Source organism: Mesorhizobium opportunistum WSM2075, assembly GCF_000176035.2.
Taxonomy (GTDB): domain Bacteria; phylum Pseudomonadota; class Alphaproteobacteria; order Rhizobiales; family Rhizobiaceae; genus Mesorhizobium; species Mesorhizobium opportunistum.
This window is the reverse complement of the sequence record NC_015675.1, coordinates 393,055-405,912: the sequence shown is the minus strand read 5'-3', so window position 1 is coordinate 405,912 and position 12,858 is coordinate 393,055. Positions and strand designations below refer to the sequence as shown.

The 12,858-nt window shown below is 62.4% G+C and carries 12 protein-coding genes; 2 read left to right on the top strand and 10 right to left on the bottom strand.

Annotated features, from left to right (window positions below):
- Positions 1-256 precede the first annotated feature (256 nt).
- The 7 genes from MESOP_RS01810 to MESOP_RS01780 form a co-directional block, all read right to left on the bottom strand.
- A complete protein-coding gene (locus MESOP_RS01810; protein WP_013891610.1) occupies positions 257-1,096 on the bottom strand; it encodes an alkaline phosphatase family protein in 840 nt (279 codons plus the stop codon).
- An 82-nt stretch (positions 1,097-1,178) separates the two neighbouring features.
- On the bottom strand, positions 1,179-2,768 hold the full coding sequence (locus MESOP_RS01805; RefSeq protein WP_013891609.1) for an ABC transporter substrate-binding protein: 1,590 nt from the start codon (positions 2,766-2,768) through the stop codon (positions 1,179-1,181).
- Positions 2,769-2,873: 105 nt separating this feature from the next.
- On the bottom strand, positions 2,874-4,544 hold the full coding sequence (locus MESOP_RS01800; RefSeq protein ID WP_013891608.1) for an ABC transporter ATP-binding protein: 1,671 nt from the start codon (positions 4,542-4,544) through the stop codon (positions 2,874-2,876).
- Complete coding sequence (locus MESOP_RS01795; protein WP_013891607.1) at positions 4,544-5,368, bottom strand: ABC transporter permease; 825 nt, start codon at positions 5,366-5,368, stop codon at positions 4,544-4,546. The genes MESOP_RS01800 and MESOP_RS01795 overlap by 1 nt, the downstream gene beginning before the upstream one ends.
- A gap of 9 nt (positions 5,369-5,377) precedes the next feature.
- Positions 5,378-6,337 carry an ABC transporter permease gene (locus tag MESOP_RS01790; protein WP_013891606.1) on the bottom strand — a complete coding sequence of 320 codons (960 nt, stop codon included), beginning with the start codon at positions 6,335-6,337 and terminating at the stop codon, positions 5,378-5,380.
- 16 nt (positions 6,338-6,353) lie between these two features.
- The gene (locus MESOP_RS01785) at positions 6,354-7,940 is read right to left on the bottom strand and encodes an ABC transporter substrate-binding protein (protein ID WP_013891605.1); all 1,587 of its coding nucleotides are present in this window, start codon (positions 7,938-7,940) and stop codon (positions 6,354-6,356) included.
- Between the two features lie 154 nt (positions 7,941-8,094).
- Entirely contained in the window at positions 8,095-10,080 is a 1,986-nt protein-coding gene (locus tag MESOP_RS01780) for a CocE/NonD family hydrolase (RefSeq protein WP_013891604.1), read from the bottom strand.
- Positions 10,081-10,259: 179 nt separating this feature from the next.
- On the opposite strand from MESOP_RS01780, the gene MESOP_RS33215 reads away from it, so the two are divergent.
- Positions 10,260-10,514, top strand: coding sequence for a BrnT family toxin (locus tag MESOP_RS33215; RefSeq protein WP_013891603.1), 255 nt, complete (start codon positions 10,260-10,262; stop codon positions 10,512-10,514).
- Positions 10,501-10,812, top strand: coding sequence for a BrnA antitoxin family protein (locus tag MESOP_RS01775; protein WP_013891602.1), 312 nt, complete (start codon positions 10,501-10,503; stop codon positions 10,810-10,812). The genes MESOP_RS33215 and MESOP_RS01775 overlap by 14 nt, the downstream gene beginning before the upstream one ends.
- A gap of 10 nt (positions 10,813-10,822) precedes the next feature.
- Here MESOP_RS01775 and MESOP_RS01770 read toward each other — a convergent pair whose 3' ends face one another.
- The 3 genes from MESOP_RS01770 to MESOP_RS01760 all read right to left on the bottom strand — a co-directional run bounded on the left by MESOP_RS01770 (position 10,823) and on the right by MESOP_RS01760 (position 12,849).
- Positions 10,823-11,416: a nucleoside deaminase gene (locus MESOP_RS01770; RefSeq protein WP_013891601.1), complete on the bottom strand. Its 594-nt coding sequence runs from the start codon at positions 11,414-11,416 to the stop codon at positions 10,823-10,825.
- Positions 11,417-11,482: 66 nt separating this feature from the next.
- On the bottom strand, positions 11,483-11,974 hold the full coding sequence (locus MESOP_RS01765) for an ureidoglycolate lyase (protein WP_041164476.1): 492 nt from the start codon (positions 11,972-11,974) through the stop codon (positions 11,483-11,485).
- Positions 11,975-11,985: 11 nt separating this feature from the next.
- Positions 11,986-12,849, bottom strand: coding sequence for a bifunctional allantoicase/(S)-ureidoglycine aminohydrolase (locus MESOP_RS01760; RefSeq protein ID WP_013891599.1), 864 nt, complete (start codon positions 12,847-12,849; stop codon positions 11,986-11,988).
- Positions 12,850-12,858 lie beyond the last annotated feature (9 nt).

The following is a 12,858-nucleotide window of genomic DNA, read 5'->3' as shown; positions in this document are numbered from 1 at the left end:
TCCTGTCTGCTCTGTCGCTGATCGGTCCAAAAAGGTTCATCCTCCGCCAAGGAATTTGCGGAGGCTAACCGAAGAAAGGGGAGGTTGCCAGAGCATCCCTTCTCCCCGTCACTATACGGGGAGAAGGTGCCGGCAGGCGGATGAGGGGCAGCGCTGGCCTTGCGGGATCATATTCGATGTTGGCGCTGCCCCTCACCCTTACCCTCTCCCCGCAAAGAACGGGGAGAGGGGAGAAGTCAACGTCGCGGCCACCCGCTCACCCCAAAAACGCCTTCGCCTTCATCGTCGCCGGCACCGGCACGCCCAGCCGGCTCAGCACCGTCGGCGCCAGCTGCAGCTGGTCGAGCAGCGTGTTCGCATCCGGCCCTTTCCCCGACCCGAAATAATACAGCGCGAAATCCTGCATCTCGTCGTCGTGGCCGCCGTGATGGCCGCGATCGGTCTGGCCGTGGTCGGCGGTGACCATCACCTCATAGCCGGCCGCGATCCAGCCCGGCAGGAACCCCGCCAGCATGGCGTCCATGGCATAGACGGCATGGTCCATCTCATGGCAGTCGTGGCCGAAGCGATGGCCCATCGAGTCCAGCGTGCAGGTGTGCAGGATGCCGTAGTCGATGCCGTGGCGTTTGGTCAGCATCGTCAGCGTCGCGAACAGATCGACATCGCTCGGCGTCATCTGGTTGCGCAGATTGTAGCCGGTCATGGTGTGGAAGCGGCCATGCGTGATCGGCCCGCCTGGCTCGTCGAATTCCATGTCCTCGACCAGATCGAACGGATAGGACCGGAAGAACTCCGACCAGTAGGAATGGGTAACCGCGCCGGTCTTGCCGCCGGCCTTGCTGACTTCGGAGAAGATGTCGGGCTGCCCGACGCGGAAGCGGTTCTCGTTGGAGAGGATGCCATGCACCTGCGGCGACACCCCGGTGTGGATCGAGGCATAGCAGCAGGCCGAGGTCGACGGCAGCACGGAGCGCATCTTCCAGACCCGTGCCTCGCCCGATTGCACCCAACCCTCGAGGTTGCCCATCAGCCGGCGCCAGTTGCGGTAGGGAACGCCATCGAGGACGATCAGCAGAAGCTTGGATTTGAGCGCCATGGCTATTCCTCGCGATTGTCCGTTGAAACGAGTGCGCCGCGTGTCGCACGGACACGCGGCGCCTGTCAGGGTCAGCGCAGTGCTAGGCGTTCAGCCAGCATTCATTCAGTGCGTAGCCGTCCATCATCTCGCCATTCGGGTTCTTGACCCAGCCGCTGATCTTGTTGGTGGCCGCAGCGTCGATGAACTGGTTGAAGAACGGCACGATCAGCCCGCCTTCGTCGCGCATCAGCACCGCCATGTCATGATAGATCGCCTTGCGCTTGGCTTGGTCGAGTTCGGCGCGGGCTGTGAACAGCATCTTGTCGAACTCCGGCCGCTTGAAGCGCGTGTCGTTCCAGTCGGCGGTCGAGACATAGCCGGTGGAATACATCTGGTCCTGCGTGGCGCGACCACCCCAGTAGGAGAGCGAGAAGGGCTGCTTGTTCCAGACCTCCGACCAGTAGCCGTCGCCCGGTTCGCGCTTGATCTCGATCTTGATGCCGGCCTTGGCGGCGCTCTGCTGGTAGAGCTGCGCAGCATCGACGGCGCCCGGGAAGGCGACGTCGGAGGTGCGCAGCACGATCGAGCCACTGTGGCCGGACTTCTTGTATGCCGCTGCCGCCTTTTCCGGATCGAACTTGCGCTGTTCGATATCGGCTGAAAACAGCGGGTAGGCTTCGTTGATCGGGAAGTCATTGCCCACCGAGCCATAGCCGCGCAGGATTTTTTCGAGCAGTTCCTCGCGGTCCATGGCGAGCTTCAGCGCCATGCGCAGATCGTTGCTGTCGAAGGGTGCGGTGTCGCAGAACATGTTGAACGGATAGTAGCCGCGGCCGGAGACGTTTTCGATGGTGACGCCGGGAATGCGCTTGACCAGCTCGACGACCTTCGGCTCAACACGGTTGATCAGCTGCACCTGGCCACCTTGCAAGGCAGCCAGCCGCGCCGTCGCGTCATTGATGACGACGATCTCGATCTGGTCGGCATGGCCGGCCTTGTCGCCACGCCAGTAGTTGGCGAAACGCTCGCCGCCATGGCGCACGCCCGGCTGGTTGACGGTGACCTTGTAGGGACCGGCGCTGACGCCGGCATTTGGATTGTCCTTGCCGCCATTCGGCTGGATGACGAGGTGATAGTCGGCCATCAGATAGGGGAAATCGGCGTCGGCGTTGCCGAGCGTGACGATGACTTCCTTGCCGCTTGCCTTGACGCCCTTGATGTTCTTGAGGATGCCGAGCGCGCCGGACTTGGACTTTTCGTCGGCATGGCGCTCGATGGTGGCGGCGACGTCTTCCGCCGCGACCGTCTTGCCATTGTGGAACTCGATGCCGTCGCGGACCTTGATCGTCCAGGTCTTGGCGTCGGCTGAGGCGCCAATCTCTTCGGCAATGAGGTTCTCAACGCCGCCGTCGGGCTTGAGGCGGACCAGGAATTCGCCCCACTGCTTGCAGAAGCTGAAAGTGACCTGGCTGAGGTTCAGCGCCGGATCGAGGCTGTTGGTCGATTCACCGCCCTGCAGGCCGGCCTTGAGGATGCCGCCCTTGGCCGGCGTCTGCGCGAAGGCCTTGCCGGCCAATGTCGTTGCCAGCGCCGCCGACACGCCCAATGCCGCCGTGCGGCCGAGGAAGTCGCGACGCGATATCCGGCCCTGGCCGGCGAGTTCAGCGAGATGGTCGAGTTCGGTCTTCATGTCCTACCCCTTTTGAAAACAACGTCACACCAGCGGCGCCCGTCCAAAGGACGTGTGGCGCCCTAGTGTTGCATCTGGATGACGACAGTCGCCCGTGACCGGCGGCTAATTCCCCGCGCTGGCCATACGGCGGCCCTTGATCGCCTTTTCCAGCCAGCCGATCTCCATCTCGGGAACCGACGACAGCAAAAGGTCGGTATAGGCATCGAAGGGCGGCGTCAGCACCGTGCTCTTCGAGCCGTAGCGCACCACTTCGCCGCGATACATCACCGCGATCGAATCGGCGATAGACTTCACCGTCGCGAGGTCATGGGTGATGAACAGGTATGCGACGTTCTCCTCCTTTTGCAGTTCGAGCAAAAGCTTGAGGATGCCGTTGGCCACCAGCGGGTCGAGCGCCGAGGTCACCTCGTCGCAGATGATCAGCTTGGGCTTGGCGGCGAGCGAGCGGGCGATGCAGACGCGTTGCTTCTGGCCGCCGGAAAGCTCGGCCGGGTAACGGTCGGCAAAACCCTTACCCATCTCGATCTTGTCGAGCAGTTCGGTCACGCGGGCGTCGCGCTGCCTGCCGCGCATGCCGAAATAGAACTCCAGCGGCCGGCCGATGATGGTGCCGACGGTCTGGCGCGGGTTCATCGCCACATCGGCCATCTGGTAGATCATCTGCAACTGGCGCAGATCCTCCTTCGGCCGATCGGCAAGCCGGTTGGCCAGCGGCCGCCCGTCGAAGGTCACCGTTCCCTGTTCTGGCGGCAAGAGGCCGGTGATGGCCCGCGCCAGGGTGGACTTGCCGGAGCCGGACTCGCCGACGACGGCCAGCGTCTGACCCGGGTAGATATCGACCGAGACGTTCTTCAGCACCTTCACATGGCCGCCAGCATAAGCGGCGGTGACGTTCTTGACCGACAGGAACGGTGTCGTGCCGGGCTTCTGCTCGGCGTGCTCGATCTCATGCACCGAGACCAGCGCGTTGGTGTATTCCTGGCGCGGCTCCTTGATGATCTGGCGCGTGCCGCCCCATTCGACCAGCCTTCCATGGCGCAGCACCATGATCTCGTCGGAGACCTGGGCGACGACGGCAAGATCGTGGGTGATATAGAGCGCCGCCACGTGCGTATCGCGGATGGCGTCCTTGATTGCCGCCAGAACGTCGATCTGCGTCGTCACGTCGAGCGCCGTCGTCGGCTCGTCGAAGACGATCAGGTCCGGCTCGGAACACAGCGCCATCGCCGTCATCACACGCTGCAGCTGGCCGCCCGAGACCTGGTGCGGGAAGCGCTCGCCGATGGTTTCGGGGTTCGGCAGGCTGAGCTTCTTGAAGAGCGCGATCGCCCGCTTCTCGGCCTCGGCCCGTGTCGCGGTGCCATGCAGCAAGGTGGCTTCCACCACCTGGTCCATCAGCCGGTGCGCCGGGTTGAAGGCGGCCGCCGCCGACTGCGCGACATAGCAGACCTCGCGGCCGCGCAATTTGCGGAACCCTTCCTTGCCGCCCTTCAGGATATCGCGGCCGTTGAGCAAAACCTCGCCGCCGGTGATGCGCACGCCGCCACGGCCATAACCCATGGACGACAGGCCGATGGTCGACTTGCCGGCGCCGGATTCGCCGATGAGGCCGAGCACCTTGCCCTTTTCCAGGGTCAGCGAGACATCGTGCACCAGCACGATATTTTTTGGCGCTTCGCCCGGCGGGTACACCGTCGCCTCGATGCGCAAATTGCGGATATCGAGCAGCACGCCTGGTTTTCCCTGTCCGGGCTTCGCTTTGGTCTCGGCCATCACCCGCGTCCTCCCTTCAGGCTTGTCGTGCGGTTGAGGATCCAGTCGGCGACAAGGTTTACCGAGATGGCAAGCGCCGCGATCGCGCCTGCCGGGATGAGCGCCGCGGCGATGCCGAAGACGATGCCGTCCTTGTTCTCCTTGACCATGCCGCCCCAGTCGGCGTCCGGCGGCTGCACGCCAAGGCCGAGGAAGGACAAGGTCGACAGGAACAGCACGGCATAGATGAAGCGCAGGCCGAGTTCCGAGACCAGCGGCGACAGCGCGTTGGGCAGGATCTCGCGGAAGATGATCCAGCCACTGCCTTCGCCGCGCAGTTTGGCGGCTTCGACATAGTCCATGACGTTGATGTCGACGGCGACCGCGCGCGACAGGCGGTAGACGCGGGTCGAATCGAGAATGCCCATCACCAGGATCAGCGTCACCAGGTTCGTCGGCAGCACCGAAAGCACGACCAGGCCCATGATAAGCGTCGGGATCGACATCAGGAGATCGACGAGGCGCGACAGGATGGTGTCGAACCAGCCGCCGAACACCGCCGCCGAGAAACCAAGAATGGCGCCGAGCGAGAAGGACAGCGCGGTGGCAAGCACGGCGATGAACAGCGTGATGCGCGCGCCGTAGATCATGCGTGACAACAGATCGCGGCCGAGATTGTCGGTACCCAGAAAATGCGCCGCCGACATCGGTTCCCATACGTCGCCGACGATCTCGGCATTGTCGTGCGGCGAGATCCACGGTGCGAAGATCGCCGCCAGAACGAACAGCGCGGTCAGCACCAGGCCGATCAGAGCGGGAATGGGGATGCGTCTTATGTCAAGCATGCCCGCCCCTCACTTTGGATGTCTGAGACGCGGATTGGCGATGATCGCCGCTATGTCCGCGATGATGTTGAGGCTGATGTAGACTGCCGCGAAGATCAGGCCGACCGCCTGCACCACCGGCACGTCGCGCTTGGTGACGTGATCGACCAGATACTGCCCCATGCCGGGATAGACGAAGATCACCTCGACCACGACGACGCCGACAATGAGATAGGCGAGGTTGAGCATGACGACGTTGATGATCGGCGCGATGGCATTCGGAAAGGCGTGTCTGCGGATGACCGCGAAGGCCGAAAGCCCCTTGAGCTCAGCCGTCTCGACATAGGCCGACTGCATGACGTTGAGGATCGCCGCGCGCGTCATGCGCATCATATGGGCAAGTACCACCAGCGTCAGTGCAGTCGCCGGCAAGGCGATAGCCTGCATACGTTCGCCAAAGGGCATGCCGTCATAGACGGTCGAGATGGCGGGGAAGATCTGCCATTTCACGGCGAAGAAATAGACCAGGAGATAGCCGATGAAGAACTCCGGGAAGGAGGTCGAGGCCAGGGCCAGCCCGGAGATCAGCTTGTCGACCCAGCCATTGCGGTAGCGCACCGCGATCAGGCCGAGGATGATCGCCAGCGGCACGGCCACGATCGCCGCCCAGAAGGCGAGGAACAGCGTGTTCCACAGCCGGCCCTTGATCGATGTCGCGATATCCTGGCCGCTCGACATGGCGGTGCCCAGATCGCCGGTCAGCACCCCGCCGAGCCAGTGGAAATACCTGACATAGGCCGGGTCGTTGAGCCCGAGCTGCTCGCGCAGATTGGCGAGCGACTCCGGCGTCGCCGATTGTCCGAGAATGGCTTGCGCGACGTCGCCGGGCAGAATCTGGGTGCCGGCGAAGATCAGGACCGAAATGGCCAACAGAAGGAGGATGCCCAGCGCAATGCGCTGGGCAATCAGTTTCAGGATGGGTGAAGACATATCCGCAAAGCCGGATTCAGGCCTGCAGCCAGCACTTCGCCAAGGCGTAGCCGTTCATCAGCTCCTGATGCGGATCGTCAACCCAGCCATCGACCTTGGCACCGGTCGCGTCGATGAACTGGTTGAACATCGGCAGGATCAGGCCGCCCTCGTCGCGCACCAGGACAGCCATGTCGTGGTACATCTGCTTGCGCTTGGCCTCGTCGAGCTCGGCGCGCGCCGCCAGCACCATCTTGTCGAAATCCGGGCGCTTGAAACGCGTATCGTTCCAGTCGGCGGTCGACAGATAGGCGGTCGAATACATCTGGTCCTGCGTCGAGCGCCCGCCCCAATAGGAAGCGCAGAAGGGCTGCTTGTTCCAGACCTCGTTCCAATAGCCGTCGCCGGGCTCGCGCTTGAGCTCGATCTTGATGCCGGCCTTGGCGGCGCTCTGCTGGAAGAGCTGCGAGGCATCGACCGCGCCCGGGAAGGCGACGTCGGAGGTCCTCAAAAGCACGGTGCCATCATGGCCCGACTTCTTGTAATGGAACTTCGCCTTGTCCGGATCGTACTTGCGCTGTTCGATTTCCGTGAACAGCGGGTAGGCGGAGTTGATCGGGAAGTCATTGCCGAGCGATCCGTAGCCGCGCAGCACCTTGGTCAGCATCTCTTCGCGGTCGATCGCCAGCTTCAGCGCCATGCGCAAATCGTTGTTGTCGAACGGCGCCGTGTTGCAATGCATGATGAAGACGTAGTGGCCCGGGCCGGCGTGGTTGCGGATGGTCACGCCCGGCACGCGCTTGATCAGGTCGACGATCTTCGGCTCGACGCGGTTGATCATGTTGACCTGGCCGCCCTGCAGAGCCGCCGTGCGCGCCGTCGCATCGTTGATGACGATGATCTCGATCTGGTCGGCATGGCCCATCTTGTCGCTCTGCCAGTAATTGGCGAAGCGCTCGCCGGCATGGCGCACGCCGGGTTCGTTGGTGGTGACCTTATAGGGTCCGGCCGAGATGCCGGCGTCGGCCTTGTCCTTGCCGCCATTGGGCTGGACGATCAGGTGATAGTCGCTGAGCAGGTAGGGAAGGTCGGCATTGGCTTCCTTCAGCGTCAGAACCACTTCCTTGCCATTGGCCTTGATGGTCTCGATGCCCTTCATGTAGCCGAGCGCACCGGATTTCGATTTCTCGTCGGAATGACGCTCGAGCGTCGCGGCCACGTCCTCGGCGGTCACCTTCTTGCCGTTGTGGAATTCGACGCCGTCGCGAATCTTCAGCGTCCATGTCTTGGCGTCCTTGGACGAGCCGATCTCCTCTGCGATGCGGTTCTCGAGTTTGCCGTCGGGCGACAGCTCGACGATCATTTCGCCCCAGCACTTGCCGAAGGCGAACGGCACCTGGGTCATGAACAGGGCCGGATCGAGACTGTTGGTGGATTCACCGCCGACCAAGCCGGCCTTCAACGTGCCACCCTTGACCGGACCGGCCGCCCGCGCCGCGCTTGAAAGCAGCGAGTTGGCGAAGGGTGCGGCGATGCCGAGCGCTGCCGCCCGGCCGAGAAAATCACGACGGCTCAGCTTGCCTGCTGCAACGCGCCGGCTAAGGAATTCGAGTTCATTCGACATTTTGAGTTCCTCACTCTGTTGGTTCGACTCTCTGGTCGATTTTCTTGTTTCTTGTGAGGGGAATAATGACCGTAAGGGAAAGCGGTAAGCAAGACCGAATGCGACATGCCGTGGCGTAAATCGTACGTCGCATTTGGACCAACCGTTTCAGTCCTCAGACCAGCGCGCGCGGAATTTTCTCCTCGAAATTCCGCTCGAAGACGAGGATTTCGCCCTCATAAGCTTCGATTCTGGCGCTGACGATGAAGTTTTGCGCGTCCGATCGCATCTCCGCCCATGTCTCGGTGCGCACCGACCATCCGTTTCGCGACAGCGTCTGCGTCCAGTGCGTCTTGCCCGACGCTGATAAGGGATTGTCAGGATGGATCGACCAGATCTCGCGGGCGATGCTGCCATTGGCCAGGCCATGGGCAAGATCGCGCACCTCGCCGAAGTCGTCCGCTATGGAAAGCGTGACGATTCCCGTCTTTTCGTCGCGATCGACATGACGTTCGGAATTGGCGGGCCGAACCGTCTGGGTGGCCCAGGGCGCGGCGCCTTCCGGCTCGGCGAATGTCACCTCGCTGCCCTTGGCCAGCGGGCGCAAGGGAAGGGCCAGTGTCGCTGCCGACAAGGTGAGTTGAACCGGCTCCGGCGAGGGCCAGATCATTGGCCAATAGGCGTTCGAAACGGCAACGCGCAGGCGGTGGCCGGCCGGAACGCGGTAGGCGCATTGATCGAGCACGACGCGCGCCGAAATGGCCTCGCCCGGCACCAGCGCTTGCGGGAATTCGTGCGAGTCGCGGTGCGTCAGATTGAGCACGCCGTAGGAGATCAGTTCCGAGGCTCCGTCGGGATGCACGTCGCACAGTCGGATCGCAATGTTGGCTTGCGGGCGATCGGACGAGAGCGTGACTTGGACTTCCGGTGCGCCGACAATGTCGAGCGCCTCGGCGAGTTCCGGCTGGTCGAAACACACCGACAGCGTATCGTCGGGACGCTGGTCACCTGGCAGTTCCGGGCCGAAGGTGAACGGGAAGTACTCGCCGCCAGCGAGACCGCAGCTTTGCGGCGAGGCGACGATGGCAGGTTTTGTGCCCTTGGAGATCAGCTCGATCGCTTGCGTCTTGATGGCGGGCGACGGCCACTGCTGTTCCGCCACCCAGCGGCCCGGCCGCTCGGGATGCCAGCGCGCCGGGCGCACGCTGTCCATCACATAGGCGCGATAGGCCGGATCGGCCTCAACGCCGGTGTCGATGCCCTTCAGCCAGCGGTCCCACCAGCGCAACGCTTCCTGCAGGAAGCCGATGGCCGGCTGAGGTCCGGCATAATGTGGATATTTGTGGATCCATGGGCCGACGATGCCCTTGACCGGTGCCTCGATGTTGCTGACGAGATTGGAGATCGTGTTGCGGTAACCGTCATGCCAGCCGCCGATCGACAGCACCGCTGCCTTGACCGCCGAAAAATCCTCGCAGATGGAGCCGCGTTTCCAGTAGGCATCGCGGTGCTGGTGGCTGAGCCACAGCGGCAGAAGGAAGGACTGGTTCTCCAGCCGGGTCAGCCACAGATCGCGCCACCGGTTGTCGCCTGAAATCAGCGGGTCCGGCGGTCGTGACGAATAGGAGAGCATCGTCGAAGCCCAGCCGAAATTCTCGATCAGCAGGCAGCCGCCCTTGTAGTGGATGTCGTCGGCGTAGCGGTCGACGGTCGAGCACAGGCTGATCACCGCCTTGAGCGCCGGCGGCTGTTTGGCCGCCACCTGCAGGCAGTTGAAGCCGCCCCAGGAAATGCCCATCATGCCGACATTACCGTTGCACCAAGGTTGAGCTGCCGCCCAGGCGATGACGTCGCAGGCGTCCTGCAATTCCTGCTCGGAATATTCGTCGTCCATCAGCCCTTCGGAATCGCCATTGCCTCGCATGTCGACGCGGATCGAGGCGTAGCCGTGGCCGGCAAAATAGGGATGCGTCAACTGATCGCGAAAGATGGTGCCGTCGCGCTTGCGGTAGGGCAGGTGCTCGAGAATGGCAGGCACCGGATCGTCGCCGGCGTCCTCCGGCATCCACACCCGCGCCGACAGCCGGCAGCCATCCGGCATGACGATGCCCATGTCCGGGAATTCGACGACCTTGCGGGGAAATTCGGTGACGGTTTTCATGGCTGCTCTCCAGGATATCAGTGACGCATGAAGCGCGCACATTACGAAGTCGAACGGACGACGGCCTGTGTCGCCGGGACGACGGTTGGCGCGAACATTTAACTTCTAACTTGCGTTATCCCGAGAATTTATGTATTACTTTTATTCACTCCAGTTCGACATACTGAGGATAATTACGCCTGAAAATCGTTTGGGATGAGCCGAAGCGCGTAACGAACCTCAAAAACCGGGGTCTCGATTTTGCCAAACTCGATATCGAGTTTTTTGCGACTTCAACCGTCCTGCCGGCCAAGGCCGGCCGGCTCAAGGCGATTGGCGAATTCGGAGAGATCATTCTCGCCGTTATTTTTAAGCCGCTTGGTTCCGAAGCGATTTCGGTGATCTCGATGCGTCGTGCTAGCCGAAAGGAAAGGTCAGTATATGAACAACCCTAAGTCACGTATTCGGCCGCTTACCGATGAGGAGGAAGCGGAAATCCAAAGGCAAATCGCTGCTGATTCCGACGACGCGGAGGCGACTGACGAGCAATTGGCGCGAGCCAAGCCTTTCGCGGAAGCGTTTCCGGAACTTTTCGAAAGCATAAGGCGCGCTCGTGGCCGGCCTCCTGTGGAAAAGCCCAAGCAAGTTGTGTCCATCCGTCTGGATCAGGACGTCGTCAGAAAATTCAAGGCGACTGGCAAGGGCTGGCAGGCCAAGATAAATGAGGTATTGAAAAACGCGAAGGTAAGCTAGGCGATCCCTCTCAATTCAGCGGAATGTCGTTCTCGTCCTTGTTCGCCTGGTAGGCGCCGGAGAGTTCATCGTAACGCGCCGAAATCTTGCCGATGCGCGTTTCCAGCCTCTGGCGCTCGGCCTCCGGCAGCGCCCGCACCAGCCTGCGTATGGAGAAACTCTTCCAATAGGCGTTCTCGGCATTGTAGCCGCCGGGATCGAGGGTGAAGACCTCTTTCAGGATTTTCAGATCGTGCGGGATGGCGAAGCTGTCGCGCGAATCCTCATGGCTGAACAGATAGTAGAAATTGTCGAAGCCGGTCCAGGTGATTGCCGACAGGCAGAGCGAGCATGGTTCGTGCGTGGCGAGGAAGATGGCGTCCTTGGTATCGACGCGCTCCGCCCTGGGCATCTCGTAAAAACGCTTGAGGCAATGCACCTCGCCATGCCAGAGCGGGTTTTCGATCTCGTTGTTGGTCTCGGCCAGCACCAGCGAGCGGTCGTGCTTGCGCAGGATCGCCGCACCGAACAGCTTGTTGCCGTGGGCAACGCCTTCCTCCGTCTTCGGCACGATGTCGTGCTCGATGACGTCGAGCAGGCGGTCGATCAGCGAAATGTCGGTCATGACGGGTCTCCTGCTGCATGTCGCCCAAAAGTGCCTCGGTTTTGGGGTGACGACATGCACAAAAAATTATGGGAGATGGATCTCGTAGGCGTGCGAGAAATGGAATTCCTCGAGATTGGAGCCGTCGCCGCCACGATCGACGATCAGGAAGTCCTGGGCTTCGCCCAGTGGCGTCAGCACGCCATGCCAGAGATTGCGGGAATAGTTGATGCCTTGTCCGGGCGCGGTGATGAAGGCGTACGGTTCGCCCGGCCCCTCCTTGCCGTCATGGCAGACGACGACCAGGAATGGGCGCGGCGACAGCGGAATGAAGGCCTGGCTGCCGAACGGATGCCGCTCGACCATGGTCAGCTTCAGCGGCAGTTCGTAGGGCATGCCGCGCACCATCGAGATCAGCACGCGGGCGTTCGGTCCCGTCGCCTCAGCGGTGGCGAGATCGTGGTAACGCTCGGCCTTGCCGCCATTGATCGGATAATGGTTGTCGCCCCCCATGTCGATGACGTCACCGAATTCGGCAAAGGCCTCACGGGTCAGCGGCCGAGCGACGATGTGAGCCAAGATGGGGCGGGTCACCGCGTGCGACCACCGATATCGGCACCGCCGAGCTTGGCGTGCCGGTTGACGTCCTTGTAGAGCAAATAGCGGAATTTCCCCGGGCCGCCGGCGTAGCAGGCCTGCGGGCAGAAGGCGCGCAGCCACATATAGTCGCCGGCCTCGACCTCGACCCAGTCCTGGTTCAGCCGATAGACCGCCTTGCCTTCAAGCACATAAAGCCCATGCTCCATCACATGTGTCTCGGCGAACGGAATGACGGCGCCGGGCTCGAGCGTGACGATGGTCATGTGCATGTCGTGGCGCAAATCGGCCGGATCGACGAACCGCGTCGTTGCCCAGCGGCCGTCGGTGCCAGGCATCGGCGTCGGCGCGATCTCCTGCTCGTTGGTGAAGAAGGCTTCAGGCACATCGAGACCGTCGACCGCTTCGTAAGCTTTTCGGATCCAGTGGAAACGGACAGCCGCCTTGCTCTCGTTGCGAACCGTCCAGCCGCTGGCCGGCGGCAGGAAGGCAAAGCCGCCGGGCCGCAACATATGCTTCTTGCCGGCAAGCAGAACCGTCAACTCGCCCTCGACCACGAACAGGGCGCCCTCGGCGCCGGCATCGGGTTCCGGCCGCTCGCTGCCGCCGCCGGGCGCGATCTCGACAATGTACTGCGAAAACGTCTCGGCGAAGCCGGACAGCGGACGCGACAGAATCCAGACGCGGGTCTCGTCCCAGAACGGCAAGGCGCTGGTGACGATGTCCTGCATCACCCCCTTGGGGATGACGGCATAGGCCTCGGTGAAGACGGCGCGGCCCGTCAGCAGTTCGGTTTGACCGGAATGGCCGCCATGCGGCGCGTAGTAAGTTCGGTCGGGCATCCTGATCGTATCCATGGGTTCAAA